Source organism: Nocardia mikamii NBRC 108933, from assembly GCF_001613505.1.
Classification (GTDB): domain Bacteria; phylum Actinomycetota; class Actinomycetes; order Mycobacteriales; family Mycobacteriaceae; genus Nocardia; species Nocardia mikamii.
This window is the reverse complement of record NZ_BDCM01000007.1, coordinates 14,211-40,084: the sequence shown is the minus strand read 5'-3', so window position 1 is coordinate 40,084 and position 25,874 is coordinate 14,211. Positions and strand designations below refer to the sequence as shown.

The window sequence follows — 25,874 nt, the reverse complement described above, 5'->3', positions numbered from 1 at the left end:
GCCGGTGGACCACGGTCCACCGGCTACTCGTTTCATACGGAGACGGTGGCGGCCGGGATCAGCGCGTCGGCGAGCGCCGCGAGGGTGGGTGAGCAGCCGGAATCGATACGGACGGCGGCCGATTCGTCACCTCGCGTGGCGCCGCGGTTCACGATCACGACCGGCTTACCGGATTTCGCGGCGCGGCGGACGAATCGCAGCCCCGACATGACCGTCAGCGAGGAACCCGCGACGACCATCGCATCGGCCGCGTCGACCATCGAGAACGCCTCGGCCACACGATCTTTCGGGACACTCTCGCCGAAGTAGACGATATCCGGCTTCAACATGCCGCCGCAGCCGGCGCAGTCGACCATGCGGAAACTGTCGGTCTCGCGGACCACGGCATCGGCGTCCGGCGCCACCTCGATACCCGTCGCCGTCGCCAGTTCGGCGAAGCCGGGATTGGCCGCCTCCAACCGGTCGGCGAGTGTCATGCGCGAGATCAGGCCGTGGCACGACAGGCAGCGCACCCGCGCATAGCTGCCGTGCAGATCGATGACGGCGCGGTGGCCGGCCTTGGTGTGCAGCAGGTCCACGTTCTGCGTGATCAGCCCGCCGACCACGCCCGCACGTTCGAGCCGGGCCAGCGCGCGATGCCCGAGATTGGGCCGCGCGGCGTCCATACGCCGCCAGCCGACGTGATTGCGCGCCCAGTAGCGCTGCCGGAATACCGGATCACCGACGAACTGCTGATAGGTCATCGGATTGCGGGGCGGCGAATCCGGCCCCCGATAGTCGGGGATACCGCTGTCGGTGGACATACCGGCCCCGGTCAGAACCACGATCCGCCGGCCCGCCAGCACCTCCACCGCACGATCGAGGCCGGTTGTCGTCGGCAGGGTCGCGAGCTCGGGCATGAATCCAGGTTACGAGCCCGGGCGCGATGTTCTCCCAGGGCTTATCCGATGACGCGGACCAGATCGTCGCCGGCCTGCGCCGGTGCGGTCCGGGCGGCCTTCGCATGGCTGTAGGCGACGCCGGGAATGGCCGCAGGGTCACGGCGAGCCGGGCTCGTCCTCGGCCACCAGCACACGCATCTCCCCAGCATCCCCGACGCGGGCACTACAACCAGATGCCCGATTCGACGGCCCACACGCCGCCGTTGTTCTTGCGGGCGGGCTGGGACAACTGCAGGGAGACGCGTTGTCCGTTCGGCCCGGTCACGACGGCGAGGTAGGCGCCGTCGTGGGTGATCGTCGGCCGCGACCAGCCGAAGCGCCCGGAGACGAAGGCGCGCGCGACGGCGTCCTCGTCCAGCCGCCACGGCTGGTGACCGGCATCGGCCGACTGCTGCAATTGTTCGGCCGCCTCGCCGCTGATGCCTTCGCCGGGGAAGGCGGTGCCGGCCGTGGGACGGTCGCCGGCGGCCGGGCTGGACGGAGAGACGACGGGAAAGTCGGTCGGTGCGGAGGGTACTTCGGCGGGTCCGGACGGTGTCGGCTCGATACCTCCGGAGCCGTCGTCGGTGTCGCCGGAGGTGTGCACGGCGGGCGCTTGCGTCATCGACCGATAGCCGACGGTATTCGGTCCTTCGGAGGCCGGTGAGTCGGTCGAGCAGGCGACGAGGGTGGCGGCGACTGCGACGCCGGTCGCGACGGCGACGACGCGGAGTACATCCGGGAACCGGATCCGCTGGTGGCCGGAAGAATGAGGAAGTCGAGTGTGGGAGCGCATGGGCGGTCTCCTGATGCGATCGGTGCCGTCATCGTGTGATCCGCGCCCGGCCGGTGTGTGTTAGCGGCGGTGCGGCGAGTCGGCGCGATCGAGACCACTCCGTCATCGTGACGGTCGCGGGCGATGGTGATCGCTCACCTGCCGCGGCCGCGGCGTCAGCCCGCCACGGATCTCGGCGGCCGCTGCCCGCACCCGCGGTGCGATCCGCCGCAGCGCCGCCGGACGATCACAGACGACACCCACCGCCGCCGACGCGTCGACGGCCACGGCCATCGCGGCCAGTCCGGATCCGAATTCGTCGTCGTCGTAATCGGTTGCGCGACAGCCTATTCGATGCAGTCGCCGATGCAGGTCCGCGAGATCGAACCCGGGCTCGACATCGGTCACCCGCGCTTCGACATCCTCCGGCGGCAGTTGCGCCAGCGCGACCCGGCCGAGGGTGCTGCGATGGGCCGCCACCCGGGTCCCGACCCGGGTGGGCACCGCCGTCGCCGCCCGGCCGCCGAGTTTGTCCAGGTAGAGCACCTCCCCGCCGTCCAGCGCCCCGAGGTGGACGACGGCGGCCGTGGCCAGCAGCAATTCGTGCAGTATCGGCGCCGCGCAGGCACGCAACCGGGACAGTCGCGCGGTATCGGCGTTCCACGTGCGGACGCGCCGGCCCAGCGCGTAACCGTCCGTGCCGTGGGTGAGCCACTCCAGTTCGATGAGCTGCCGCACGATCCGATGCACGGTGGCGCGCGGCAGCCGGGTGCGGACGGCGATCTGGCCGAGCGTCAGATGCCGGTCCGGCGCCTGGAACAGGTCCATCACCAGGGTGGCGCGCTCGAGCATGGTCAGAGGCAGCTGAACTGCGGCGACCTCGGACATGTACCGATGGTAGGAGTCGCCCGTGGTGCGCGACGGCCAAGTTACCCATTCGGTACGCCGGGCTCACCCGCCGGATCCGGACGCCGATCCCGCACCGAGGCCGTTCGCGGATCCGCTGGGCAGTTGCAGCTGTGCGTCCGGTGCGCCGGTGCCGTTCGGGTCGAGCATCCCGCCCTGTCCGGCGTAGGAGCTCTGTCCGGGTGGGGCCTGCAGGACCGTGAGGTAGTTCCACAATCCCGCCGCGAGCGCACCGCCGCCGACCAGCACCGTCCCCGCGACACCGCCCGCGCCGGCGAATGCCAGGACGGCCGCCGGAATCGTCGCCAGACAGCCGGGCCCGACCACCAGGCAGGTACTCGCGCCGACCGCGGCGCCGACGAGCGCGCCCAGCACGGTGCCGACGACCGTCCCGATCACCGGCCCGCGCGACATGATGGTCGCGAAATCGTTGAGCGCCAACTGGTTCTCCATCGCGGACGCCGCGGGGCGCCTGGCGATGTCCGGTGTCATCGTGAGGGTTCGCCCGCCGTCCTCGATGCGGGTGTCGACGCGGTGGGCGATGCCGTCCACGGTGAAGCTCGCGGGCAGCGTAGCGACGGGAGTGCCGTCCACGGTCACGCGGACGGAACCGTCGGCATCCGCACTGAACGCGCCGACGGCGAAGCCGCTGAGAACGACTACGCCCGAGACGGTTTCGATACTCGGCGCGGGCGGCTCGGCGGTCGCGGTGGCGACGGTGACGGATGCGGTCAGGGCCGCGGTGGCCGCGGTGAGCGCGGCGATCGTACGGGGGGACATCCTCGCCTCCCGCGCTCAGCGACCGGTGTCCGGCACGCCGGGCCGGCCACGCAGATCGGGGGCGTATTCGCTGGTTCCCGGTGGTGCCAGCAGCGTGGTGACGTAGCGGTAGAGCCCCACGGCGGTGGTGGGCCCGCCGCCCAGCACCAGCCCCGCGACGCCGCCCGCGGCCCCCGCGAGGCTGACGATCGGCAGCACCGCGACCACACACGCGACGCTCAGCACCGCACACGAGGCGCCCGCGAGCGCGATTCCGAGCCCGACGCCGAGGATCGCGCCCACCGCCGTGCCGATCAGCGCGCCGACGGAGGTGCCGATACTGACCGCGTTGACCAGGTCGTTCATCGCGAGCTGGTTTTCCAGTGGGGAGGCGACCGGGGTCAGGGCATCGCGGCGCACGCCCGCGGTGTCCGGTGTCAGCGTGAGAGTCGTCGCATCCGCGCCGATCTGCACGCGGATCGGCATGCGCTGGTCGCCGATCGCGTACGCCAGCGGCAGGGCGTCGAGCACGCGTCCCGCCTCGTCCCGGATGGTGACCGCGGTGCCGGCGGTGTCGACGGAGAAGGTGGCGTGCGTCAATTCGACTGTCACCGAACCGATGTCGGTTGTTTCGGCGTGATAGGTGACGACCGCCGGGGCCGGATCGGCCGCTGCCGTCCCCGCCGCGGCCAGTGTCGCGGCGCAGACTGCCGCGATCGTCGAGATCCGAATCTTCATGGGGCGCCCCCTGGTCTCGATCCACCGGGCGCTCGTGCCGCCCGGCCCCGGTTCGGGTGCGGTGTCGCACGCGACGTGCGGGGAGCCGGACCGTAGCGCGGCGGATTCGGAAGCGTCCGAAGGCGTCTCGCTCAGCGAGACACATGTTCCTTCGTGGCCGGGAGTCCGGCCAGGAAGGTGGTGATCGCCGACGTCACCGTCTCCGGATCCTCGACCATCGGCAGATGTCCGCAATCACTGAGCACGAGACGCTCACGGGGACACAATGTTTCGTCGAGCCGAGCACCGGCCGCCGCCGACAGGATCCGATTGCGCCGACCCCAGACCGTACATATCGGCGGAAACTCGGGACCCGGAGCGAACTCGTCGAGCGTGGCGAAGGCGGGGAAGTCCTGCACCAGCCGGTCGAGGGCGAGCAGCCGGCCGCGATCGGTCCAATGCGCCTGCAGGCGTGCGTCTTTGTGTAATTCCCGGTCGCGCCCGCGCGGGCCCAGCTGATGGGCGACGATCATTTCGACGAGGGCCTTCGGCAGTGCGAGCCGCCGGGCCAACGGCGCGAGCGGCGCGATCCGGTCGAACCACATCAGCGGCGCTTGATCCCCGTGCCGCACGGTATTCCAGGTGAGCGGATTGATCAGCACCAATCCGCGCACCCCTGCCGGATCGCCGATCGCGAAACTCAGCGACATCGCGCTGCCGAGGCAATTTCCGGCCAGCACCACCCGGTTCAGCCGGAGCTCGTCGAGAAAGGCCCGAAGCATCGCCCTGTAGTCGGCGAGCCGATATCCCTGCGGCTGTTCCGATTCCCCGTATCCGGGCAGATCCAGTGCGAATACCTCGGACTGGCCTCGCAGCGACGCCACCTGGTCGTCCCAGATCCGCCGCTGGGCGCCCGCATTGTGGAGGAAGACGATCGGATCGCCGTGGCCCGCGCGGTCGTACACCACGCGCCGCCCTCGATATACGAATTCCGCCACGACGACTCCTCACATTTACGAACATCAGTGTTCGTAAGTGGGTACGGTACCGCACCCACGCAGACTCCGCTGCTCAGCGGGCCAATTGCAATGCCAGCGTCGCCGCGACCGGAATCAGATACAAGGCCGGGAAGATCGTGGTCCCGTAGGAACGGGCGCGCACGGTAGTCGCCATCGCGCCGAGGAAGTACAGAATCAATCCCGCGGCCGCCGCCACTCCGACCGCCGGGACGAAGAAGCCCGCCAGGAGCCCCAGCGCCCCGGCGGATTTGGCGAGAGCGAGCCAGTTCCACCAGCTTCGCGGCACCCCGTATCGGTTCAACGGTTCCACGACGAATTCGCTCTTGTTGAACAGCGAATAGCCGGAGAACCCGATCCACAGGGCCGCTGCGGTGCCGACGATGTAGTACGCGATATTCATACGGGTGCGACGACGCCGCCGCCCGAAGTGTGACATGCCGGCGCGAATGCCTGGTCAGCGCCGCTGAAGGGTGATTCCCGCGATCGGATACGGGACGTCGATCGAGGTTGCGGCGGCGTTCAGGGTGCCTTCCCAATACCCCTGTCGCGCGTCGATATCCCGCAGATCCAATCCGACCGGCACGCCGTCGAACGTCACGTAGGTCTCATCGGGGCCTGCGGCGTTCTGCCGCCCCGTCTTCGAGGAATTTCCGCACAGCAGGGTCACGGTCGCGCTGTCCACGAATACCCGCAGGTCGCAGTTGTGCACGGGTGAGCCGATCACATTGTCGGGGTGCTGGGTGATGTGGTAGGTCCCGGCCGGAATGATCCCATCGCGAGGAAATTCCGGGTCATCGGCAGAGGCGGCGGCCGGCACCACGGAAAGGGTGGCGGCGGCGAGTGCGGCTCCGGCCGCGGCACGTCGAACATTCATGGTCCGGCTCCCATCGGTCGATCCATCGAAATCGGCCGGATGTCGAGAGTCGCCTCGGCATCCGGGTCGCTCTGAGGGGAGAATTCCCCGCTCCCGCGAACGAAACCAGCGACCCCGTGCCACCGGGTCCGGCGGGGCTGCCGGCGAGCGCACCGATAAGGACGATGTCCCGAAATATCAAGTTTCAAGTCCCTTGAAGATAAGCAATCGCGTCCTTCTGTGCCTACCGTTGAGTGCATCACCCGGTGCGGGAGCGATACTCCGGCCCCGCAGAAAGAGGAGATGTCCTGTGCCACAAGCCTTTCGTTATTACGAGACCGGTGCGCCCGAGGTGCTGCGCTGGGAGCACGTGGAAGTCGGCGACCCGGGTCCGAACGAGGTGCGGATCAGCCACCGCGCGGTGGGCCTGAACTTCGCCGACACCTATTTCCGTACGGGGCTGTACCCGGCGGCCCTGCCCGCGGGTATCGGCGTCGAGGGTGCGGGCGTGATCGAGGCCGTGGGGCCCGGTGTCACCGGCTTCACCGCGGGCGACCGGGTGACCTATACGGGCAGTCCGCTGGGTGCCTACAGCACGGAGCGCGTGATGCCGGCCGAACATCTGATCGCCCTTCCGGACAGGATCGGCTTCGACACCGCGGCGGCGATGACCATGCGCGGCCTGACGGCGGCGTATCTGCTGCGCCGGATCTACCCGCTGCGTTCCGGCGATACGGTGCTGCTGCACGCCGCCGCGGGCGGGGTCGGGCTGATCTTCACCCAATGGGCGAAGCTGCTGGGCGTCACCGTGATCGGCACCGTCTCCTCCGACCGGAAGGCCGAGATCGCGCGGGCCCACGGTTGCGATCACGTCATCGTGTACACCCGGGAGAACGTCGCGGAGCGCGTGCGCGAACTCACCGACGGCGCCGGTGTCCGCGTGGTCTACGACAGCATCGGCAAGACCACCTTCGAGTCCTCGCTGGATTCGCTGGCGCGACGCGGGCTGCTGGTGTGTTTCGGCACGGCGTCGGGCCCGGTGCCGCCGATCGACGCCATGACACTGGCCGTCAAGGGTTCGCTGTTCGTCACCCGGCCGGCGCTGGCCGATTACATCGCCGATCCGGCCGAGCGCGCCGAACTGGCCGGGGAGTTGTTCGCCCACGTCGCCGCGGGCCGCATCCGCATCGACATCAATCAACGCTACGAGCTCGCGGACGCGGTGACCGCACACCGCGATCTGGAACAGGGCACGAGCATCGGCTCGTCGGTCTTCACGGTGGGCCGGGAAGGACAGTCATGACAAGCATTGCCCCCGTGCGTCTTTCGGCGCGCTCGGCGCCGTTCGGCGTGCGACCGCTCACCTGCACCATCGGCGCGGAGTTGTTCGATCTGGACCTGGCCGAGGTGGCACGCGACGACACGCTGTTCGCCGCACTGAAGGAACTCCTCCTCGAACACAAGGTGCTGTTCTTCCGGAATCAGGACATCAGTCGCGCCGAACATGTCGCTCTCGCACAGCGTTTCGGGCCGCTGGAGGACCACCCCGTTCTGGGCAGTGACCCCGAACATCCCGGTCTGGTTCGCATCTACAAGGATCTCGACAGCGCGCCGGAACACTACGAGAACGCCTTCCATTGCGACGCGACCTGGCGCGAGGCCCCGCCGATGGGGTGTGTACTCCGCTGTGTCGAGACGCCCGCGGTCGGCGGCGACACCATCTGGGTGAATATGGCCGAGGCGTATCGACGGCTGCCCGAGTCGGTGCGCTCGCGGATCGCGAATTTGCGGGCTCGCCATTCCATCGAGGCCAGCTTCGGCGCGATGCGTCCGGACGAGGAACGCCTGCGGCTGCACGAGCAGTTCCCGGATGCGGAGCACCCGGTGGTGCGCACACATCCGGAAACCGGCGAAAAAGTGTTGTTCGTCAACGCCTTCACGACACATTTCGTCAATTACCACACGCCGGAGAATGTGCGCTTCGGCATCGACTACGCGCCCGGCGCCTCGGAACTGCTGAACTATCTGGTCCGGCAGGCGAGTGTCCCCGAATATCAGGTCCGCTGGCGGTGGACCGAGAACAGCTTCGCCATCTGGGACAACCGCTGCACCCAGCACTACGCCGTGCAGGACTACTTTCCCGATGTTCGCAAGATGGAGCGCGCGGGAATCATCGGCGACAAGCCGTTCTGAAAGTTGTTTCACCACAATTTATTTCGATAGGAGTACAGCCATGTTCTTTCACGACGACGCCTTGTTCCCGGAGAGCCAGGACAAGCTGGTCATCACCAGCGCGCCGTACGGGCCGGAATGGGAGCCCGACGATTTCCGCGAAGATCTGCCACTCACCATGGAGGAACATATCCAGCGGGCGGTCGACTGCTACGAGGCCGGCGCCACCGTACTGCACATCCACGTGCGTGAACTCGACGGTAAGGGCTCCAAACGCCTGTCGAAGTTCAACGAATTGCTCGCCGGGCTGCGCGAGGCCGTCCCGGAGATGATCCTGCAGGTGGGCGGATCGATTTCGTTCGCGCCCGAAGGCGAAGGCGCCGAGGCGAAGTGGTTGTCCGACGACACCCGTCACATGCTGGCCGAACTCGATCCCGCACCGGATCAGGTGACGATCGCGATCAACACCAGCCAGATGAACATCATGGAGTTGATGACCGCCGACGATATCGCCGGTACCTCGATGCAGCGGCCGGAGCTGGCCGAGGCCTACCGGGAGATGACCGTCCCGGCCGGACCGGCGTGGGTCGCCGAACATCTGCGTCGCCTGCAGGCCGCGGGGATCCAGCCGCATTTCCAGCTGTCGAGCATTCCACAGCTCGAGACGGTCGAGCGGCTGATCCGTCGTGGCGTGTACACCGGTCCGCTGAATCTGACGTGGGTCGGCATCGGTGGCGGCTTCGACGGACCGAACCCGTACAACATCATGAATTTCATCCAGCGCGTCCCCGACGGGGCGTGCCTGACCCTCGAGACGTTGATGCGCTCGGTGTTGCCGGTCAACGCGATGGCGATTGCCATGGGCCTGCACACCCGCTGCGGTAACGAGGACACCATCTGGGGGCGCAAGGGTGAGAAGTTCACCTCGGTGCAACAGATCCAGCAGCTTGTCCGCATCGCGGGTGAATTGGGCCGCGAGGTCGCCACCGCCAAGGACGCGCGTGAAATCTACAAGATCGGCACCACGTTCGCCGATGCCGACGAAACCCTCGCCCGGCTCGGGTACGCCCCCAATCGCAGGCCCGGCCAGGTCGGCTTCACCCACCACGCCTGAGTGGTCCACCGTCTCCGCCTGTCGGGCCGCCGTGCTCGGCCACGCCGACTTGCAGAAAGGAGTTGCAGCACAGTGCACACTGCTCTCGACCCGACCGTGGTGATCGTGCCCGGGCTGCGTGATCACGTTCCCGATCACTGGCAGACGAAACTCGCCGCGACGCTGGAGCGGGTACGTATCGTGCCACCGCCCGAGCAGGACGAACTCGGTCTCGCGGCGCGGGTGCAAGCCCTGGATCGGGTGCTGTCGAACGTGGCCGGGCCGGTGGTGCTGGTGGCCCACAGTGCGGGCGTGATGATCACCGTGCACTGGGCACAACAACCGACCCGCGATGTTCACAGTGCGCTGCTGGCCACTCCGGCTGATATCGAAAAGCCCTTTCCTCCTGGCTATCCGACGACCGAGCAACTGGACGCCGAGGGCTGGTTGCCGATACCGCGCCGCAGACTGCCATTTCCGAGCATCGTCGCGGCGAGCACCACCGATCCGCTGGCATCCTTCCGGCGGGTGGCCGGAATGGCGGAGGCGTGGGGCAGCCGGCTGATCGACCTGGGTGACGTCGGACATCTCAATCCGGCCTCGGGTTTCGGCCCCTGGGCCCGCGCCCGGGATCTCTTGCGGGAGGCCGTCGATTTGGGCCGCCCGTCCACTGCCGAGCAGGAGGGGTGATGACCGAGGTGATGACGTCGGCGGCCGCCGCGGTCGCCGATATCTCGTCGGGATCGTCGGTGGCGGTGGGCGGATTCGGAGTGTGCGGCATCCCGGACACGCTGATCGAGGCGCTCGCCGCCGCGGGAGCGGACGAACTCGCCCTCGTCTCCAACAATTGCGGCACCGCGACGCACGGTACGGGAATCCTGCTGGCGGACAAGCGGGTACGCCGCGTCACCGCCTCCTATGTCGGTGAGAACACGGAGTTCGCCCGTCAGTATCTGTCGGGCGAACTCGAAGTCGAGCTCACTCCGCAGGGCACCCTCGCCGAACGACTGCGCGCCGGCGGAGCCGGTATCGCCGCTTTCTACACACCGGCCGGCGTCGGCACGCTGATCGCCGACGGGGGTATGCCGTGGCGCTTCGGGCCGAACGGCAGCGTGGCGGTCGCGTCGCCGCCGAAGCCGGTGGCCACCTTCGCCGGTCCCGCCGGGCCGAAGCGCTATGTGCTGGAGGAGGCGATCACCACCGACTTCGCCTTGGTGCACGCGCTCATCGGTGACACCGCCGGCAATCTGGTCTTCGACAAATCGGCGCGCAACTTCAATCCACTCGTCGCGGCCGCGGGCCGGATCTGTATCGCCGAGGTCGAAACACTAGTACCCGCAGGCGATCTCGATCCCGACCGCGTCCACCTGCCCGGAATTTTCGTCGACCGCATCGTGGCGACCGGCCCGGCGCGGGGTCTCATCGAGAAGCGGACCGTGCGCGGCGAGGAGAGGAAATGAGCGGCGGCATCGTCCGTTCCGGGTGGGATCGCTCCGCGATGGCGGCGCGGGCGGCGCGAGAACTGCGCTCGGGTGAATACGTCAATCTCGGCATCGGCCTGCCCACGTTGATTCCCGACCACCTGCCCGCGGGTATCCGGGTCACCCTGCACTCGGAGAACGGCATCCTCGGTACCGGGCCCTATCCGGCCGAGGCCGAGGTCGACGCGAATCTGATCAATGCCGGCAAGGAGACCGTCACGGTGCTTCCCGGTGCGTCCTTCTTCGATTCCGCCGCCAGTTTCGCGATGATCCGGGGTGGCCACATCGATACCGCGATCCTCGGCGGTATGCAGGTGTCGGCGACCGGTGACCTCGCCAATTGGATGGTGCCGGGCCAGCTGGTCAAGGGCATGGGCGGGGCGATGGACCTGGTACACGGCGCCCGCCGCGTGATCGTGTTGATGGAGCACACCGACAAATCCGGCGCTCCGAAACTGGTGAGCCGCTGCACGTTACCGCTGACCGGCGTGGGTGTGGTTCATCGCGTCATCACCGACCTGGCCGTTCTCGACATCACCGCATCCGGTCCGGTGCTGCGCGAATGCGCACCGGGGGTGTCCGTGGACGACGTCGTCGCCGCGACCGGCGCACCCGTCCGGATCGACATCGGAGGACACTGACGGCGGTGTCCGCGGGCCCGCATCATCGAGCGGTATCGCTCTGTTCGCCACTGTTCTTCGATGCGGCCCGACGCCATTGGCTCGGGCTGCATCCGTGATGGCTGCGGAACCAGCGAGTGAAACTGGCGGGGCTGGAGAAACCGAGCATATCCGCGATCTCGGTGAGTGAACGCCCCTGATTTCCCACCACCCGGCGGGCCAGATCCAGCCGGGTGGTGTTCACGATCTCGGAGTAGGTGTGCCCCTCGTCCGCCAGGCGGCGGTGGACGGTGCGGCGGTCCACGCCGAGACTGCGCGCGATCTGGTCGGCGGAGCAGCGACCGGTGGGCAGCAGCATGTCGACTAGTTCCTGCACCCGGTCGCGCATGGCCGTTTCGTGGGCGGTGTCCACGGCGCCGAGCAATTGTTGCGTGTACGGCCGCATCAACGGGTCCGACATCGGATTCGGGGTGTCGAGATCGCTCGTGTAGAGCGTTATTCCGCTGAATTCGTGCTCGAATCTCAACTGGGGCCCGAACAATCTCAGGTGCGTGCTGCGGTCCCGCGGCGCGGAATGGGTGAAGGCGGTCTCCGCCGGTTGCCATGCCGCGCCGAGGAATCCACGCAGAATTCCCTGCATCGCTCCCATGGCCAGCTCGGTGGCCTGCCGGGTACTGCGGTGCTCGCCGATATCCAGACTCAGACGGACGTGGGCGATGCCGTTGCGCTCGGTGAGCCGGATATGCAGGGATTCGTTGTAGGTGTGCTGATGGCGCACCATCAGTTCGAGGGCGCTGCGCACATCGGGTTCCTCGCGGATCACCAGACTCAGCGGCCCCAGATTGGACAGCCGCCGCCGTTCCGCGAGCAGCAGGCCGAAATCCTGCCGTCCGGACTCGGCGGCCGAGCGCTCGAGAAGTTCGGTGACGGCCGCGGCGGGCACCCAGCGGTCCTGCAGGCTCAGGCCCGCGGGATCGAGCCCGGCCTCGCGAATCAGGCGGGCCGGATCGAGTCCGAGAGATTGGCCGAGGTCGACGTAATCGTTCAGTGCCGCATACCGCGCCAAGGGTTTCATCAGCGCCTCGCTGTCCCAGATTGTTCGCATCCGTGTCCCCGAGAGTAAAGCATCAGAGGGGCGCCGACCCTACTGTTGTCTGCATCACATCGAGGTAGGCGCCCGATTTCCCCGAGCGGCCACCGGGCCCGAGCGTTCCGGCGCCCTACCTTCCCAGCTCCGGCGGGCGGTCCATCGCCCGCCGCGTTCGTAGGAGCACCCATGCAGTTGAACACCACCCCTGAGCGCCCTGCGGCGCCGGATTCGGTCGCATCGGCCGGTCTGCCCGGCCGGACACGGCGATACCCCTGGCTGGTCTTCGCCCTCGCCTTCGGACTGTTGCTCGCCGACTACATGTCCCGGCAGGTCCTCAGCGCGGTCTTTCCCCTCCTGAAAACCGAATGGGGTCTGACGGATTCGCAACTCGGATCGCTGAACAGCGTGGTGGCGCTCATGGTGGGGCTGCTGACCTTCCCGCTCTCGCTACTGGCCGATCGGTGGGGGCGGGTGAGGAGCCTGGTGCTGATGGCGACGCTGTGGAGTATCGCCACGCTGCTGTGCGCGCTGGCGTCGAACTATCACCAGATGCTCGGCGCGCGGTTCCTGGTGGGAGTCGGTGAGGCGGCCTACGGCAGCGTCGGGATCGCGGTGGTCCTGGGTGTCTTCGCGCCGCGAATCCATGCGGCGCTGAGCGGTGCGTTCATGGCCGGCGGGTCGTTCGGTTCGGTTCTCGGCGTCGCGGCCGGCGGCGCGATCGCGGTACACCTCGGGTGGCGGTGGTCGTTCGTCACGATGGCGGTGGCGGGCCTGCTGCTCGCCGCGCTCTTCGCGGCGCTGGTCGACGAGCGGAGATTGGCTCGGCACGCGGACCCCGAGTCCGCCGAACCCGTGACGCACAACGGATTTCGCGCACCGGTGTCGTCGCTGTTCACCAATCCGGCGGTGCTGTGCGCCTATGTCGGTGGTGGCGTACAGCTGTTCGCCGCCGCGGTGCTGCTGGCGTGGACGCCGAGCTTCTTCAATCGGGTCTACGGTCTGGCGGCCGATACCGCGGCCGTCGCCGCCGCGGGTGTCGTCCTGCTGGTCGGCGCCGGAATGGTGTGCTGCGGCATCCTCACCGACCGGATCGGCCGCCGCGACCTGTCGCGCAAATGGCTCGCCGCCATCGCGTTCTGCTCGATCTCGCTGATCTGCCTGACGCTCGGATTCAGCGTCGAACACGGTGCGGCGCAACTGATTCTGATCGGCGTCGGCGCCTGGTTCTCGGGTGGTTCCTCGGGACCCACCGCCGCCATGGTGGCCAACCTCACCCATTCGTCGGTCCGCGCCTCCGCGATGGGGACCCTGACGCTGTCCAACAGTCTGCTCGGAATGGCGCTGGGCCCCTTCGTCGTCGGCGTGCTCGCCGACCACTACGGCCTGACCGCCGCACTCCGACTGGCCCCGCTCGCCTATCTGGTCGCGATCGCCGCCCTGGTGGCCGGTCGCTGCCTGTACCCGGCCGGGCTTCGCGCACTCGCCGCTGTTCACCACCGATGATGAGGAATCCGATGAAATTCATGACACCCGCACTGATCACAGCTCTCGGAGTCACGGCCGCCGCCGTCACCACCGGTACCGCTCACGCGGAGCCGGATGGCACCGCGGTGCACTACGAGATCGGGCGCCGCGCGGATTCGGCCCTGGTGACGACACCCGACGGCAAGCTGAAAGTCGTCGCGGAACAACTGATCATCACCACCCGTGACGATCGGCCGGTCGCCGCCGTGCCGCTGACCTTCGCCGTCGACGACACCGCGTATCCGATCACCGCCCGCGTCGACGGCGATACCGCGACACTCACTCCGGACCGTGCCCACGGGCGGCCCACCGAGGCGCGGCGCGACGTGGTCTCCGTCCGGCAGGCCGCGGAATCGTTCACGCCACGCGATTCGCAAGCGCTGGGCGCGTTCGGTCAGCGGGTCGCCATCGCGGCCGGAGTCAGCGCGGTCCTCGGCGCGGTCATCGGCGGCGGAATCGGCTGCCTGGTCGGCGGCGCCGTCGGCGCGGCGATCTCCAGTCCGGTGATCGTGCTGCTGGCGCCGTTCGTCGGAGCGACCGTCGCCGGTTGCGTCCTGGGCGCCGCCACGCTCGGCGCCGTGGGGTCGATGGCCGGCCTCATTCTGGCCGGTGGTCCGATCACGCTGTTCTCCGCCATCCAGTACTTCTCGACCGTTCTGGCGCCGTGCCCGCCCGAGCTGCCGTACTGCAAGGACCCCGCCCAGCCCGCACCCGCCAAGTAATCGGCCGACCGGTTCTTCGCCCACATCTCAGGAGGCATCGTGTTCGATTCACCCGCACCGGTTTCCACGCCGGTCGTCGACGGCATGCGGGCCGGCGGAAGCTGGAACCCGCTGTGGGACCAGCTCTACGAATGGGACCCCGAATGGACCGAACGGTTCATGGCCGTGAACGCCACCCCGATCGAGCGGCACATCTTTCCGCCGGAATTCGTCGAACTGCTGAGCATCGCCATCGACGCGGCCTGCACCCACATGTACGCTCCCGGCGTACGCCGCCACATCCGTGCGGCACTGGATCTGGGTGTGCCGCCCGAACAGATCCTGACCGTCCTCCAGATGGTCAGCGTCCTCGGCATCCACGCCTGCAATCTCGGCATACCCATCCTCGCCGAGGAACTCGGCAACGCGCGCACGCCGACGCCGGGGCAAGCCGATCGATAACGTCGATCAACCAGGTGGGGTCGCCCGTGCGGGCGACCCCGCAAACTCTCGCGCACGGCCCGGGCCGATCGCGGTGGCGATCCCGCCGCGTGCCGAATGGCCGCCCGCGATGGCGCCGAGTACGCGCTCGCCGTGTCGACGCCGGTGGTCCGGTGCTGGGTCGCTACGCTGGCGCGGACCCCGGGAGAAGGAGCGTTCATGAGTGCCGCTGTCGATCGGCTGGCCGAGATCGCGTTTCCGCTGCCGGCGTGTCCGGACGAGAGCCGGGCGTTTCACGAACAGTGGCCGGTGCGGCTCGGGGACACCGATGGGGACGGCCGGCTGCGGCTCGATGCGGTCGCGCGGTATCTGCAGGACATCGGCTACGACCATCTGAAGGTGGTCGAGGACGGAGATCTGCATCCGGGGTGGATCGTGCGCCGGACCGTGATCGACGTGCTGCGGCCCATCGAGTTCGGGGATCAGGTCCATCTGCGGCGCTGGCCGTCGGCATTGTCGAATCGGTGGTGCAACATGCGCATTCAGGTGCGCAGCGAGAACGGCGGTCTGATCGAGACCGAGATGTTCCTCATCCACGTCGATATCGAAGCCGGGCGGCCGGCGCGGATGACCGAACGGTTCATGGCGCCGATGCGCGCCACCACCGAGGAGCACCGCTTGCGGTGGCGCGCCGCCCTGCGCGAACAGTCCGGAGACGGCGGCGATGTGCGGCCGTTCCCGCTGCGGGTCACCGATGTGGACCGCTACGGACATGTGAACAACGCGGTGCACTGGGTGGCCGTGGAGGAAGCGCTCGCGCGATTCCCCGACGCACCGGCGCCGCCCTATCGGGTGATTCTCGAACACGCCGGGCCGGTGCTGGGCGCCGACGAGGTGCTGATCCGCGTCCGGCGGGACGACGACGCGCTGCATGTGCAGCTCGAAGTCGACGGCAGCGCCCGCACAGTGGCGCGGATCGAACCGCTGCCCGCTCGCTGAGAAGCTGCGCCGGGCGTTTGCCGCCGCCCGGCGCCACCGGTGATCAGCGCGGCGCGTTGGCCGGATCGGCGAGGGTCGGGGTGCGTCCCTGCCGGTGCGCCTGCCTGGCGTCGTCGAAGAACTCACGGCTGAGCAGTGCCGAGAGGATCGCGATGCCGCCGCGGTGAACGCGGAACTCGCTCTTGGCGCTGAACCCGGTCAGCCGGACGAGCCGGCCGGCGGCGTCCTGGGGCCGCGCGAAATCCTTCACCCGGCCACGCCCGGTCCACTCCAGGTCGCTGTGCTCGACGACCGCGTCGTCGGGGACGAGGAGTTTGACCATGGCGTGGTCGAGGTCGGCGTGGACCACGATCGGGTCGTCACCCTCGATCCACGGCGAGCGCAGATCGATGACGACGCTCGCATAGCGGGCCTTCACCGCGAAGTCGGTGGCGTGGGTCCAATCGCCGAGACGCTTGGTCGTCTCGTGGTCGGCGTGAATGCGGACGGTATCGGTCGTGACGGTCATTGTTCTGGTCCTTCCGGATCGCAGTGGACGGGTTCGCCTGCTCCTCGATAGTGGCACATGAACTAGTATCCAAGCAACTAGTTATCTGAAAACTAGTTGTGTGGCACCTAGTAGGATGAGTCGCGTGCCCACCCCCGACCGGTTCAAGCGATCCCCGCTCGCGATGGCGGTGCTCGGCATCCTGCACCTGGAGCCGATGCACCCGTACGCCATTCAGCGGCGCATCAAGGAGTGGGGAAAGGACAAGGTCGTCAACGTGGGGCAGCGCGCCCAGCTGTACAAGACGATCGCGCGATTGCAGGACGCCGGTTTGGTGACGGTCCGCGCGACGGGGCGCGACCAGCAGTATCCGGAACGTACGGTCTACGAGATCACCGACACCGGCCGCGAGGCCTGCACGGCCTGGATCACCGACATGCTCGCCGTGCCTCGCAACGAATTTCCCGAATTCCCTGCGGCCCTGTCGTTTCTGATGCTTCTCGGTCCGGACGGCGCCCGGGAAGAACTGGAACGCCGGCTGACAGCGTTGCGCGCCGCGCATTCCGAGCTGGAGACCGGCATCGCGCAGGCCGTCCGGTTCGGCCTGCCGCGGGTCACCATGCTCGAGGACGAATATCAGCGCGCTGTCACGGCGGCCGAAATACGGTGGCTGGAAGGGGTTGTCGCAGACCTCGCCGACGGCACGCTCACCTGGTCGTGGGAGTCGCTGGCACAGTTCCGGGACCAGGGCCCCGCCGGCGGCTAGGTCTGCGCACCGTGGCGAGATGCGGCTCGACGGCCCTATCGTCGGATACGGTGCGACCTCGACACGAACCGGCGCGGACCGTCGGCGACCAACGAAACACAGGTGATGGCAATGGCAAAGATCGTGCTGTTCGGAGCTACCGGCTACACGGGCCGCCTGACGGCTCGGGCTCTGCTGGCTCGTGGCGCCGAGCCGGTACTGGCCGCCCGTAACGCCACCGCGCTGCGGCAGCTCGCGGCCGACCTCGGCGGTGTCGAGACCGCCGTGGCCGACGTGGCCGATCCCGCATCGCTGCGCGCCCTGCTGGGGCGCGGCGATGTGCTGGTGACGACGGTGGGGCCCTTCCTGCGGTACGGCGGCCCGGCGCTGGGCGCGGCGCTCGAGGCGGGCGCGCACTACTTCGACTCGACCGGCGAGGGCCCGTTCATCCGACGGGTGTTCGATCGCGACGCCGAGGCACGCCAGGCGGGCACCGGTCTGCTGACGGCCTTCGGATTCGATTACGTCCCAGGCAATGTGGCCGCGGCCCTCGCGTTGCGCGACGCGCCGGACGCCGCCCGCGTCGACATCGGCTACTTCATCGCCTCCCCGGGCACCAGCGGCGGTACCCGCGCGTCCATGGTCGGAATGGTGTTCGAACGGGGCTTCGCCCTCCGCGATGGCGACATCGTGCCGGAGCGGACCGGCGCGCGGACCCACACCTTCGATGTGGCGGGCCGCGCGCTCACCGGCGCCTCGATCCCGGGGTCGGAACATCTCGTCCTGCACCGCGCCCACCCGAACCTGCGCGAGGTCGACGTTTACCTCGGCATGCCCGGTAACGCCGCCCGCGCGCTGCAGGCGACCTCGCTCGTCGCGGACACCGTCGCACGGGTGGCGCCCGTGAAGCGGCTGGCCGAGAGCGCGTTGAACGCCCTGGTCAAGGGTTCGACCGGGGGACCCGATGCGGCGACCCGGGCGCGCACCCGCACCTGGGCGGTCGCCGAAACCCGCGACGCCACCGGCCGCATCGTGTCTTCGGCCACGCTGACCGGCGTCGACCCTTACGACTTCACCGCCGAGATCCTCGCCTGGGGTGCGCAGACCACGCTCGCCGGCGGGCTCCTCGGTACCGGCGCGCTCGGCCCGGTCGAAGCCTTCGGCCTGGACGCGCTCACCGCCGCCGCCGCGGAAGCCGGACTGCGCCCGGCCGAATCCGCGTAAACTGATTTCCGGACGTGCGAAGACCCGGCCGGGTATGGGTTAGTCCCGGTGACGAGAACCGTTGAACACCGCACCTTCCGCGGGTGTGACCTGTACGTCCCTTCCGATGATGTTGCATGCGAAGGGACTTGGTCATGTCGAGATTCACTGTCATCGTCGCCGGCGCCGGGCTGGGCGGGCTGGCGTTGGCGCAGGGGTTGCGCCGCCGGGGCATCGATGTCGTTGTGTACGAGCGCGGTTCCGCGGTGGATACCCGTCGCCAGGGCTATCGCCTGCACCTGGACGCCACGGCACGGCAGGCGCTCCAGCGGGTGCTGCCCGCGCCGTTGCGCGCACTGTTCGACGCCACCGCGGGCACCCCGAAACCTCGATTCACCGTGCTGGACAGTGCGCTGAACGAACGGTTCACCCTGGATTCGGCGGAACCGGCCTTCGCGGTCGACCGCATGACGCTGCGCCGCATCCTGCTCACAGGTATCGAGGACCGCGTCGTATTCGGCAGGGCGGTCAGGGGTTTCCGCACCGAGGGTGATCGCATCGTCGTTCACTTCGCCGAGGGCGACAGTGCCGGCGCCGACGTTCTGGTCGGTGCCGACGGAATCAATTCCGTTGTGCGTCAGCAGTATCTGCCGCACGCGCGCATCGTCGACACCGGGGTGCGTCAGCTCTACGGCGCGATACCGCTGAACGCGCGGACACGGAACTTGTTCGACGACAGCATGTTCGGCATCTTCACCGTGATCGCAGGCCCGGACGGGAGTTTCGTCGGTGTCGCGCCGGTCGAATTTCCGCAGGACCCGGCGACCGCGGCGGCCCGCCTCGTTCCGGCTGTGGAACTGCCGTCCGTTCCGGACTACATGACCTGCTCGTTCGGTGCTCGCGCGGAGTGGTTCGGCGCCACGGAACAGGCACTGGGCGACCTGGACGGCGGCCGCCTGAAAGACATCGTCTCGGCGGCGGTCCGGACCTGGCATCCACGGATTCGCGAGATCGTCGCCGCCTGCGATCCCGGCACCATGTTCGCACTCCCGCTGCGCACGAGTGTGCCGATCCCGGCCTGGCCGACCACACCGGCAACCCTGTTGGGAGATGCGGTGCACGCCATGAGTCCCGCGGCGGGATCCGGCGCCTGCACCGCGCTCCGGGACGCGGCCGATCTGGCCGAAACCATCGATTCCGTGGTGGCAGGCCGTGATCTGCGCACCGCGCTGCACGATTACGAACAACGCCTGGTCGAGTACGGATTCGCCGCGGTCCGCACCGGGGCCGCGAACGGCCACCGCTTCCTGGGGCAGAACCCACTGCCCGCGTAGGGGATCGGTGACGGCGTGGGACCGGCGATCAGGTCCGTCCCACGCCGGGCGGTCCCCGCGCGGGCATGGCAGGCTGCGGGCATGGAGCCCTCGCGCTGTGTTGTGCTGGTCCCGACCCACGGATCGATCGCGCCGGATTTCGCCCGCAATCTGGCCCGGCTGGAGCATCGGGGTTACGAGGTCCGGACCGTCACGGGATTCGCCGCGATCGATCAAGGACGCAGTCAGATGGCCACCGACGCGTTGCGCGACGGGTTCGAGGGGCTGATGTGGATCGATTCCGATATCGCGTTCGACGTCGATTCGGTGGATCGGTTACGCGAACACGATCTACCGGTCGTCTGCGGGATCTACGCCAAGAAAGGGGTGCGCGGCCTGGCCTGCCATGTGCTGCCCGGCACCGGGAACATCCTGTTCGGCGAGGGCGGGGGACTGCTGGAGATCAAATACGCCGCCACCGGATTCCTCTTCACCCACCGCGACGTCTACGAGACCGTCGCCGAACACGAACAACTTCCGGTGTGCAACCTGCGCTTCGACCGCCCGACCGTCCCGTACTTCCTGCCCATGCTGGTGCCCGACGGTGAACACACCTGGTACCTGGGCGAGGACTACGCGTTCTGTGAGCGGGCGCGGCGCAGCGGCTACCGAATCATGGCCGACAGCTCGTTCCGGCTGGGTCATGTGGGGACCTACAGCTACAGCTGGGAGGAAGCGGGCGCCGATTCGCACCGCTACGCGAGTTACAACTATCGGCTCGGGTGAGCGGCAGATCGCGCCGATCGAACGTGCGGACGCCGCTACCGGCTATTTCGCGGCGATCGATCCGTTCCGGGCAGGGATTCGCAATGTGGGTCCCGCTGGGGTTGAATCGGGATATGCGGTCGGACTATCACGCGAATCTGCGGCAGCTCGCCGAGTTGCTGCACGCCATGTGTGAGCAGGACCGGACCGCCATTTCGGCGGCCACCTACGCGGTGGTGAACGCCGATATCGAACAGGCCGAGGCCGCGCTGGACATCGTCGGCCAGGTCGAGGAGATGGCGCAGCAGACCGAACAGGAAGCGCTGCGGCTGCTGGCACTGCAAGCCCCGGTCGCCAGCGAGTTGCGGCGCGTGGTGACCGCTATCCAGCTCACCGGACACCTGCAGCGCATGGGCGCCCTCGCCGGGCATATCGCCACCAGCGCCCGTCGACGCCATCCCGAACACGTCGTTCCCGAACCGGTGCGACCGTTGGTCGAGCGTCTCGGCTCCACCGCCTGCGCGATCGCCACCAGCGCCGCGGCGGTGCTCGAGACCGGCGACCCCTACGACGCGGCCGGGCTGGACGCGCAGGACGACGCACTGGACCATCTGCACGAGCAGTTGCTGGCCGCGGTGCTGGACCACCAATGGGCGCACGGAATCACGGCCGCGGTCGACCTCACGCTGCTCGGACGGTATTACGAGCGCTTCGCCGACAACGCGGTGGAAGTGGGACGTCGCACCATCTTCCTCACCACCGGCGAAACCGCCGACAACTGGGCGCCGAACGACGGCGAGTGATTCGTCCGGCCTCCGGAACTCATGGGGCAGAACCGTATTCGGCCAGCACCGTGCCGTGCCGGACGACTCCGGAGAGTCCGGGCAGCTCGGTGGGCGCCGACCAGGTGCGGAAGCCGTCGTAGCTGTCGCTGTAGAGATAACGGCCCTCGGTGTAGGCGTCGAGATAGATGCGATGTCCGCCGCCGGGGAGCGGCACCACCGACGGACCCTCCCGCGGACCGCCCCACCCGGCCCAATCACCCCTGGCGACAAAGGTATACGGGCCCACGGGGTTGTCCGCGACCGCCAGCTCGACCAGTTTGGTGTCCTCGTTCTTCACGAACGCGTACACCCGCCCGTTCCACCGCACCAGCTGCGTGTCGATGAATCCCAGCGAACCCGGACCGCTCGGGCCCACACCGAGCAGCGGAATCGGCGGCGCCCAGGTGGACAGACCCGCGCCGATCGGTAACAGCAGATGCGGGGTGAAGCCATGCCCCCAGGTCAGCGACACGATGATGCCGACTCGGCCCGCCGCATCGACATACCACTCCGGGGCCCACGTCCCTTCCGGACGGCCCGGTACCAGCATCGGCGCCGGGGCCATCTCCGTCCAGGCGATCCGGTCCCGGCTGCGTGCCAGGCCGATCGAGGTCGCGTCGGGGGCCCTGGTGTAGGTGAGGTGGTACCAGCCGTCGGTGTGCAGCATCACGCTGGGATCGCGAACCAGCCCGGTCCGCGTGAAGGCGTGTTCGGCGACCGGCGTGAACCGCGTCCCGTCCACCGATTCGTACACGGCGACGGTGGAGTCGCTGTCGGCACGAAAGGCCGCCATCGTGTAGCGGGTGGGCGCGCGCTGGGGATCGGCGCCGATTCCCGGTAGCGCCGACTGCGCGCGGGCCGTTCCCGGGGCCAGCAGGGGCAGACCCGTCAGCAATGCGAGTGCAGATCTGCGACCCAACGCCATGACCAGCGATTGTGCGGTTCGCGCGCGACGATTCGCGGTAGGCGCGCCGGAGCCGATTCGTCTCCGGCGTGGCGTGGCGCCCGCGTACGCCGGCCGTAGTGGAATCGATGCGCAGCACTGTGGCTCGGACCGAAGAGGGAGGACTCATTCGTGCGAACATCTCTTGTGGCGCCCGTGCTTGCTCTATTGATAGCGGGCGGTGCCGCGACGGCAAGTCCGGCCCGCGCGGAATCCGAGCCGATTCCGATGAACCCGCGGACATCGTTCGCGATGGTCTCGCTGATTCCCGGAACGGATACCGGCACAGGGAATTCGGGCGAACCGCGGCCGGCCCTGTCGATCATCAAGCTGTATCTGGTCGATTACGTGCTGCGCCACGGCGACGGATCCCGCTCGGATCGGCAGGCGGCTCAGCGCGCGATCCAGCTCTCCGACAGTGCCGCCGCGAGTGAGCTGGACACCAAGTATCCGCACGCCATCGATGCCACCGCCGCGGAATTCGGTTCGGCCGACACCCGGCGTGGTTCGTTCTGGGGCGACTCCTACACCAGCGCCCGGGACGTCGCCGATTTCCTCGTGGCCAAGCAGCGCACCGATCCCGGCTCGCTGCTGCTGTGGTGGATGGCCACCGCGAGTCCGATCGCCGCCGACGGTACGGCCCAGAACTGGGGGACCGCGCACGTCCCGGCGACCGTCGGCACCAAATGGGGGTGGTCGGACGACGGGTCCTACGTCGCCTCGGCGTCCTTCGGTCCCGGCTTCGCGATCGCCGCCTTCACCCACGGTGACGCGAACGACGAGAACGCCGACCTCGCGGCGTTCACCGGCGGATAGTGGCGTTTCCGGCAGGCTGTTCGTGCCGGAACCGCGACAGTGTGCCAGACTGGACGGTGAGCACGGGTTGTTGCAGTGATCGCCCGGCTCGCAACAGGAAGTAAAAAATAAGAATGTCGCAAGGCAGTGTGAAGTGGTTCAACGGCGAAAAGGGCTTCGGATTCATCGCCCAGGATGAGGGCGGCCCGGACGTTTTCGTCCACTATTCCGAGATTTCCGGTTCCGGCTTCAAGTCCCTCGATGAGGGACAGCGTGTCGAGTTCGAGGTAGGCCAGGGCCAAAAGGGTCCCCAAGCTCAGAACGTCCGCGCCATCTAGGAGCCGACAAATCAGCGAAACCCGCGCCCGCGGCGCGGGTTTCGTGCTTTTCTCAGCGGCTTTCCCGCCGCGGCTCTCCCACCGCCGCGCGAGGTCACATGGACACGGATGGCCTGGTCGCGTAGAGTCGAGACAGATATCCGGTCCCACTGGCGTACGGCTGCCATCGGAATGGCAGCGCGAACAGCCGTTCTTTCGTTTCGGGAAACGATCCCTCGAACGCCGCGAAGGCAACCGGATACGAGTGCGCTGCGACGAAGATTTCGCGAGCTGCACAGGCTGAGTCGCCGGTGTTCTCGATCATGTCGATACGAACGTATCGCAGTCGACGCAGACACAGATCTGGACGTGTCGTCCACCGGCGATGCCGGCCCGGCACCTGTTTCCGCAGGTCCGGAAATTGTCATTACACGGCCGATCTTCGGCCGAGTCAGGAGCGTCGGCATGATCCGACCGAACCACCATGTGCACAACCCCGCGCGGCCCGATGTCGAGCCCGCCGCACGCGTCCAGTTCAAGGACTACGAGACGAAAACCGGATATGTCGACGGCGCCTGGTGGCCCCGTAGCCCGGATCTCGCCACCGAACTTCCCGGCCTGCTCGCGGTCGTATCGCCCGCGCTCGGCTCGATCCACCGGGTCGTGTACAACGCCGCCGAATGGAACCCGGTCGCCGGCCGCGGGGCGGTGCGTCTCGACGGGACCCGGCACGGCACACCCCACACCGTCGAGGTGCTCGGGGCGCGCGACCGGCGTCGAGTCCTGCTGATCATCCCGCCGCGCACCGATCCCCATCGCGCCTGCGCTGTCATGGCTCTCGCGTGCCGTGCGAACGACGAATCGACGGTCGACGAACTCCTGGCCCAATTACCCGGCCGCACCGGGCGGGCCGCCGCCCTCCGCCGGTGGCGCAACGGCGCGACCGGCCGTGAGCCGGCAGTCGCCGGCCGCATCCATTCATCTATCGAAAGAAGCTGCCTGTGAGCGAAACACAACCCTTGGGACCCCAACTGTTCAGTCACCGAGACGCGGCCACCGACAGCCCGACCGGTGTCGTGGCGCGAGGGGACCTGCGACCGAACTTCTCCGCCGCGCCGGACACCTCGGCCGAGTCGCGAAACGGAACCGCCCGCCGGACAGACACGAACTGACACCGCGATACTCCCTCGGTGATTGATCCGGGCTGCCCCAGGGGACAGTGTGTTCCGGCCGTGGGCGTTGCCGTGGGGTGACCGAGATTCGCCGCGCTCGTGACACTGCTCCGCCACGTCGAGGAGATCCGCGATGCCGCGGCCCCCGATGCCGCGGCCCCCGGATGGCCGCGGCACGCGAGACCGCTCACCGGGTTGTCGGCAGGGTGAACGCGGCGGTGCGGACGACGTCGCCGTGCTTGAAATCCAGGAACAGCCGGTAGGTTCCGGGGCCGGGGACGGCGGTGTGGAAGGTGACGTCCGGGCCCGGGGCGGTGACGCCGTCACCGGGTTCGCCGTTGGGGTGGACGTGCACATAGGCCAGGTCGCCCGCCCGCAGGATCACCAGATGTCCGTAGGCCGCCAGGTACGGCTGGAGGTCGGTGACCGGCTCGCCGTTCTTCCGCACGGTCAGGGTGAGCAGGCGGCCGTCGCCGGGCACCAGATCGCCGTCGAGAGTCACCTCGTAGCCGTCGACGTCGGCGGTCCGGGTGGCCGCGGGTGCCGGGCGCGGTGCGTACGTGCCGGCGACGGCCACGTCCGCGCCGAGAGTGATGGTCTTGCCGAGGGCCCGCGGGGCGATGTCGGTGAACACGCGATACGCGCCCGCTTCCGGCACATTCAGCCGCACCGTCCAGACGCCGTCGGCGGTGAGTTCCGGATGCACGTGCCAGAACCCGGTCAGCTCCCGCCGCACCACGATCAGGTGCAGCTCGCGATCGTGGATCGCGGTGTACTCGGTGACCGGTGCGCCGTCGGGACCCAGGATCCGGAACCGGAAGTCGACCTCACCCGGTGTGAGGATCGGCTCGGCGAGCGCCAAGGTGTACCCGTCCTGGGTGATCTGGAGCCCTCCCGGCAGCCCGCCCTCGTGCGCGGCGTGCCCGCCGTGGCCCTCGTGTCCGCCGTGGCCCCCGTGTCCGCCGTGACCCTCGTGTCCGCCGTGCTGCGTATGCGGGGCATGAGTTCCGTGATTGCCTTGTGCCCCATGGTGATCGATGTCAGTGTGCGTGGTCATCGCTCCGGCCTTTCCGATCTGTTCGCGTCCGACACCGAAGAACATATACCCCCTGGGGGTATATGGCAACCGAGTTGTGCCGAGAAGCGCGAAGCCGCTCACGGGGGCTGGTGAACCGCCTCGTAGAAGCGAGAACGAAGGTATCGCCGATCGTCAGACCGTCGAGATCGTCAGGCTGATCCG

At 68.3% G+C, this 25,874-nt stretch carries 30 protein-coding genes; 18 read left to right on the top strand and 12 right to left on the bottom strand.

Features of this window, described 5'->3' with window-relative positions:
• Positions 1-32: 32 nt before the first annotated feature.
• The 8 genes from NMI01S_RS09670 to NMI01S_RS09635 form a co-directional block, all read right to left on the bottom strand.
• Positions 33-899 (bottom strand): NAD-dependent protein deacetylase, encoded by an 867-nt coding sequence (locus NMI01S_RS09670; RefSeq protein WP_062995785.1) that lies wholly within the window; start codon positions 897-899, stop codon positions 33-35.
• Between the two features lie 205 nt (positions 900-1,104).
• The gene (locus tag NMI01S_RS09665) at positions 1,105-1,716 is read right to left on the bottom strand and encodes a hypothetical protein (RefSeq protein WP_062995783.1); all 612 of its coding nucleotides are present in this window, start codon (positions 1,714-1,716) and stop codon (positions 1,105-1,107) included.
• Between the two features lie 102 nt (positions 1,717-1,818).
• Positions 1,819-2,583, bottom strand: a complete 765-nt coding sequence (locus NMI01S_RS09660) for an IclR family transcriptional regulator (protein WP_062995781.1) — start codon at positions 2,581-2,583, stop codon at positions 1,819-1,821.
• Between the two features lie 63 nt (positions 2,584-2,646).
• The gene (locus tag NMI01S_RS09655) at positions 2,647-3,381 is read right to left on the bottom strand and encodes a DUF8020 domain-containing protein (protein ID WP_062995779.1); all 735 of its coding nucleotides are present in this window, start codon (positions 3,379-3,381) and stop codon (positions 2,647-2,649) included.
• 15 nt (positions 3,382-3,396) lie between these two features.
• On the bottom strand, positions 3,397-4,098 hold the full coding sequence (locus tag NMI01S_RS09650; protein WP_062995777.1) for a DUF8020 domain-containing protein: 702 nt from the start codon (positions 4,096-4,098) through the stop codon (positions 3,397-3,399).
• A gap of 131 nt (positions 4,099-4,229) precedes the next feature.
• Complete coding sequence (locus NMI01S_RS09645; RefSeq protein ID WP_062995775.1) at positions 4,230-5,075, bottom strand: alpha/beta fold hydrolase; 846 nt, start codon at positions 5,073-5,075, stop codon at positions 4,230-4,232.
• A 73-nt stretch (positions 5,076-5,148) separates the two neighbouring features.
• Complete coding sequence (locus NMI01S_RS09640) at positions 5,149-5,532, bottom strand: DoxX family protein (protein WP_245716802.1); 384 nt, start codon at positions 5,530-5,532, stop codon at positions 5,149-5,151.
• Between the two features lie 18 nt (positions 5,533-5,550).
• Positions 5,551-5,970 carry a hypothetical protein gene (locus tag NMI01S_RS09635; RefSeq protein WP_062995771.1) on the bottom strand — a complete coding sequence of 140 codons (420 nt, stop codon included), beginning with the start codon at positions 5,968-5,970 and terminating at the stop codon, positions 5,551-5,553.
• Positions 5,971-6,259: 289 nt separating this feature from the next.
• Here NMI01S_RS09635 and NMI01S_RS09630 point away from each other — a divergent pair, with 289 nt between their 5' ends.
• The 6 genes from NMI01S_RS09630 (at position 6,260) to NMI01S_RS09605 (ending at position 11,336) form a co-directional block, all read left to right on the top strand.
• Positions 6,260-7,252 (top strand): quinone oxidoreductase family protein, encoded by a 993-nt coding sequence (locus NMI01S_RS09630; RefSeq protein WP_062995770.1) that lies wholly within the window; start codon positions 6,260-6,262, stop codon positions 7,250-7,252.
• A complete protein-coding gene (locus NMI01S_RS09625) occupies positions 7,249-8,142 on the top strand; it encodes a TauD/TfdA dioxygenase family protein (RefSeq protein WP_062995768.1) in 894 nt (297 codons plus the stop codon). Before NMI01S_RS09630 ends, NMI01S_RS09625 begins: the two co-directional genes overlap by 4 nt.
• 40 nt (positions 8,143-8,182) lie before the next feature.
• Complete coding sequence (locus NMI01S_RS09620; protein ID WP_062995766.1) at positions 8,183-9,235, top strand: beta-keto acid cleavage family enzyme; 1,053 nt, start codon at positions 8,183-8,185, stop codon at positions 9,233-9,235.
• Positions 9,236-9,307: 72 nt separating this feature from the next.
• Complete coding sequence (locus tag NMI01S_RS09615) at positions 9,308-9,904, top strand: RBBP9/YdeN family alpha/beta hydrolase (RefSeq protein WP_062995764.1); 597 nt, start codon at positions 9,308-9,310, stop codon at positions 9,902-9,904.
• Entirely contained in the window at positions 9,904-10,674 is a 771-nt protein-coding gene (locus NMI01S_RS09610) for a CoA transferase subunit A (RefSeq protein ID WP_062996051.1), read from the top strand. Before NMI01S_RS09615 ends, NMI01S_RS09610 begins: the two co-directional genes overlap by 1 nt.
• Positions 10,671-11,336, top strand: coding sequence for a 3-oxoacid CoA-transferase subunit B (locus NMI01S_RS09605; protein WP_062995762.1), 666 nt, complete (start codon positions 10,671-10,673; stop codon positions 11,334-11,336). Before NMI01S_RS09610 ends, NMI01S_RS09605 begins: the two co-directional genes overlap by 4 nt.
• 22 nt (positions 11,337-11,358) lie before the next feature.
• Here the strand turns inward: NMI01S_RS09605 and NMI01S_RS09600 are convergent, their stop codons facing one another.
• Positions 11,359-12,390 carry an AraC family transcriptional regulator gene (locus NMI01S_RS09600; RefSeq protein WP_062996050.1) on the bottom strand — a complete coding sequence of 344 codons (1,032 nt, stop codon included), beginning with the start codon at positions 12,388-12,390 and terminating at the stop codon, positions 11,359-11,361.
• 201 nt (positions 12,391-12,591) lie between these two features.
• On the opposite strand from NMI01S_RS09600, the gene NMI01S_RS09595 reads away from it, so the two are divergent.
• The 4 genes from NMI01S_RS09595 to NMI01S_RS09580 all read left to right on the top strand — a co-directional run bounded on the left by NMI01S_RS09595 (position 12,592) and on the right by NMI01S_RS09580 (position 16,070).
• Complete coding sequence (locus NMI01S_RS09595) at positions 12,592-13,908, top strand: MFS transporter (RefSeq protein WP_062995760.1); 1,317 nt, start codon at positions 12,592-12,594, stop codon at positions 13,906-13,908.
• A gap of 11 nt (positions 13,909-13,919) precedes the next feature.
• A complete protein-coding gene (locus tag NMI01S_RS09590; protein WP_157126113.1) occupies positions 13,920-14,651 on the top strand; it encodes a DUF8020 domain-containing protein in 732 nt (243 codons plus the stop codon).
• A gap of 84 nt (positions 14,652-14,735) precedes the next feature.
• Complete coding sequence (locus tag NMI01S_RS09585; RefSeq protein ID WP_062996048.1) at positions 14,736-15,092, top strand: carboxymuconolactone decarboxylase family protein; 357 nt, start codon at positions 14,736-14,738, stop codon at positions 15,090-15,092.
• Between the two features lie 198 nt (positions 15,093-15,290).
• Complete coding sequence (locus tag NMI01S_RS09580) at positions 15,291-16,070, top strand: acyl-[acyl-carrier-protein] thioesterase (protein WP_062996047.1); 780 nt, start codon at positions 15,291-15,293, stop codon at positions 16,068-16,070.
• Between the two features lie 43 nt (positions 16,071-16,113).
• Here the strand turns inward: NMI01S_RS09580 and NMI01S_RS09575 are convergent, their stop codons facing one another.
• Positions 16,114-16,578, bottom strand: a complete 465-nt coding sequence (locus tag NMI01S_RS09575) for a hypothetical protein (RefSeq protein ID WP_062995756.1) — start codon at positions 16,576-16,578, stop codon at positions 16,114-16,116.
• 124 nt (positions 16,579-16,702) lie between these two features.
• On the opposite strand from NMI01S_RS09575, the gene NMI01S_RS09570 reads away from it, so the two are divergent.
• From NMI01S_RS09570 to NMI01S_RS09550, 5 genes are all read left to right on the top strand, one after another.
• Positions 16,703-17,323 (top strand): PadR family transcriptional regulator, encoded by a 621-nt coding sequence (locus tag NMI01S_RS09570; RefSeq protein ID WP_218020963.1) that lies wholly within the window; start codon positions 16,703-16,705, stop codon positions 17,321-17,323.
• A gap of 111 nt (positions 17,324-17,434) precedes the next feature.
• The gene (locus NMI01S_RS09565) at positions 17,435-18,526 is read left to right on the top strand and encodes a saccharopine dehydrogenase family protein (protein ID WP_062995753.1); all 1,092 of its coding nucleotides are present in this window, start codon (positions 17,435-17,437) and stop codon (positions 18,524-18,526) included.
• Positions 18,527-18,660: 134 nt separating this feature from the next.
• Positions 18,661-19,839 (top strand): FAD-dependent oxidoreductase, encoded by a 1,179-nt coding sequence (locus tag NMI01S_RS09560; protein WP_062995750.1) that lies wholly within the window; start codon positions 18,661-18,663, stop codon positions 19,837-19,839.
• An 81-nt stretch (positions 19,840-19,920) separates the two neighbouring features.
• Positions 19,921-20,604: a hypothetical protein gene (locus NMI01S_RS09555; RefSeq protein ID WP_036505315.1), complete on the top strand. Its 684-nt coding sequence runs from the start codon at positions 19,921-19,923 to the stop codon at positions 20,602-20,604.
• Positions 20,605-20,717: 113 nt separating this feature from the next.
• A complete protein-coding gene (locus tag NMI01S_RS09550; protein WP_062996044.1) occupies positions 20,718-21,386 on the top strand; it encodes a phosphate signaling complex PhoU family protein in 669 nt (222 codons plus the stop codon).
• Positions 21,387-21,405: 19 nt separating this feature from the next.
• On the opposite strand, the gene NMI01S_RS09545 is transcribed toward NMI01S_RS09550, so the two are convergent.
• On the bottom strand, positions 21,406-22,332 hold the full coding sequence (locus NMI01S_RS09545) for a glycoside hydrolase family protein (protein WP_063920697.1): 927 nt from the start codon (positions 22,330-22,332) through the stop codon (positions 21,406-21,408).
• Positions 22,333-22,578: 246 nt separating this feature from the next.
• Between NMI01S_RS09545 and NMI01S_RS09540 the strand changes: the two genes are divergently transcribed.
• From NMI01S_RS09540 to NMI01S_RS34775, 3 genes are all read left to right on the top strand, one after another.
• A complete protein-coding gene (locus tag NMI01S_RS09540; RefSeq protein ID WP_245716801.1) occupies positions 22,579-23,166 on the top strand; it encodes a hypothetical protein in 588 nt (195 codons plus the stop codon).
• 113 nt (positions 23,167-23,279) lie between these two features.
• Positions 23,280-23,483, top strand: coding sequence for a cold-shock protein (locus NMI01S_RS09535; RefSeq protein ID WP_039780742.1), 204 nt, complete (start codon positions 23,280-23,282; stop codon positions 23,481-23,483).
• A 444-nt stretch (positions 23,484-23,927) separates the two neighbouring features.
• Positions 23,928-24,467, top strand: coding sequence for a DUF5994 family protein (locus NMI01S_RS34775; RefSeq protein ID WP_062995741.1), 540 nt, complete (start codon positions 23,928-23,930; stop codon positions 24,465-24,467).
• Between the two features lie 354 nt (positions 24,468-24,821).
• Here the strand turns inward: NMI01S_RS34775 and NMI01S_RS09520 are convergent, their stop codons facing one another.
• Positions 24,822-25,691, bottom strand: a complete 870-nt coding sequence (locus NMI01S_RS09520; protein ID WP_062996042.1) for a DUF8832 domain-containing protein — start codon at positions 25,689-25,691, stop codon at positions 24,822-24,824.
• Between the last annotated feature and the right edge of the window lie 183 nt (positions 25,692-25,874).

Coding starts and splice junctions, on each gene's coding strand:
- NMI01S_RS09670 (WP_062995785.1), bottom strand. CDS start 899: ATGCCCGAGCTCGCGACCCTGCCGACGACAACCGGCCTCGATCGTGCG.
- NMI01S_RS09665 (WP_062995783.1), bottom strand. CDS start 1,716: ATGCGCTCCCACACTCGACTTCCTCATTCTTCCGGCCACCAGCGGATC.
- NMI01S_RS09660 (WP_062995781.1), bottom strand. CDS start 2,583: ATGTCCGAGGTCGCCGCAGTTCAGCTGCCTCTGACCATGCTCGAGCGC.
- NMI01S_RS09655 (WP_062995779.1), bottom strand. CDS start 3,381: ATGTCCCCCCGTACGATCGCCGCGCTCACCGCGGCCACCGCGGCCCTG.
- NMI01S_RS09650 (WP_062995777.1), bottom strand. CDS start 4,098: ATGAAGATTCGGATCTCGACGATCGCGGCAGTCTGCGCCGCGACACTG.
- NMI01S_RS09640 (WP_245716802.1), bottom strand. CDS start 5,532: ATGTCACACTTCGGGCGGCGGCGTCGTCGCACCCGTATGAATATCGCG.
- NMI01S_RS09635 (WP_062995771.1), bottom strand. CDS start 5,970: ATGAATGTTCGACGTGCCGCGGCCGGAGCCGCACTCGCCGCCGCCACC.
- NMI01S_RS09625 (WP_062995768.1), top strand. CDS start 7,249: ATGACAAGCATTGCCCCCGTGCGTCTTTCGGCGCGCTCGGCGCCGTTC.
- NMI01S_RS09620 (WP_062995766.1), top strand. CDS start 8,183: ATGTTCTTTCACGACGACGCCTTGTTCCCGGAGAGCCAGGACAAGCTG.
- NMI01S_RS09610 (WP_062996051.1), top strand. CDS start 9,904: ATGACCGAGGTGATGACGTCGGCGGCCGCCGCGGTCGCCGATATCTCG.
- NMI01S_RS09605 (WP_062995762.1), top strand. CDS start 10,671: ATGAGCGGCGGCATCGTCCGTTCCGGGTGGGATCGCTCCGCGATGGCG.
- NMI01S_RS09600 (WP_062996050.1), bottom strand. CDS start 12,390: ATGAAACCCTTGGCGCGGTATGCGGCACTGAACGATTACGTCGACCTC.
- NMI01S_RS09595 (WP_062995760.1), top strand. CDS start 12,592: ATGCAGTTGAACACCACCCCTGAGCGCCCTGCGGCGCCGGATTCGGTC.
- NMI01S_RS09590 (WP_157126113.1), top strand. CDS start 13,920: ATGAAATTCATGACACCCGCACTGATCACAGCTCTCGGAGTCACGGCC.
- NMI01S_RS09585 (WP_062996048.1), top strand. CDS start 14,736: ATGCGGGCCGGCGGAAGCTGGAACCCGCTGTGGGACCAGCTCTACGAA.
- NMI01S_RS09580 (WP_062996047.1), top strand. CDS start 15,291: ATGAGTGCCGCTGTCGATCGGCTGGCCGAGATCGCGTTTCCGCTGCCG.
- NMI01S_RS09575 (WP_062995756.1), bottom strand. CDS start 16,578: ATGACCGTCACGACCGATACCGTCCGCATTCACGCCGACCACGAGACG.
- NMI01S_RS09565 (WP_062995753.1), top strand. CDS start 17,435: ATGGCAAAGATCGTGCTGTTCGGAGCTACCGGCTACACGGGCCGCCTG.
- NMI01S_RS09560 (WP_062995750.1), top strand. CDS start 18,661: ATGTCGAGATTCACTGTCATCGTCGCCGGCGCCGGGCTGGGCGGGCTG.
- NMI01S_RS09555 (WP_036505315.1), top strand. CDS start 19,921: ATGGAGCCCTCGCGCTGTGTTGTGCTGGTCCCGACCCACGGATCGATC.
- NMI01S_RS09550 (WP_062996044.1), top strand. CDS start 20,718: ATGCGGTCGGACTATCACGCGAATCTGCGGCAGCTCGCCGAGTTGCTG.
- NMI01S_RS09545 (WP_063920697.1), bottom strand. CDS start 22,332: ATGGCGTTGGGTCGCAGATCTGCACTCGCATTGCTGACGGGTCTGCCC.
- NMI01S_RS09540 (WP_245716801.1), top strand. CDS start 22,579: ATGAACCCGCGGACATCGTTCGCGATGGTCTCGCTGATTCCCGGAACG.
- NMI01S_RS09535 (WP_039780742.1), top strand. CDS start 23,280: ATGTCGCAAGGCAGTGTGAAGTGGTTCAACGGCGAAAAGGGCTTCGGA.
- NMI01S_RS34775 (WP_062995741.1), top strand. CDS start 23,928: ATGATCCGACCGAACCACCATGTGCACAACCCCGCGCGGCCCGATGTC.
- NMI01S_RS09520 (WP_062996042.1), bottom strand. CDS start 25,691: ATGACCACGCACACTGACATCGATCACCATGGGGCACAAGGCAATCAC.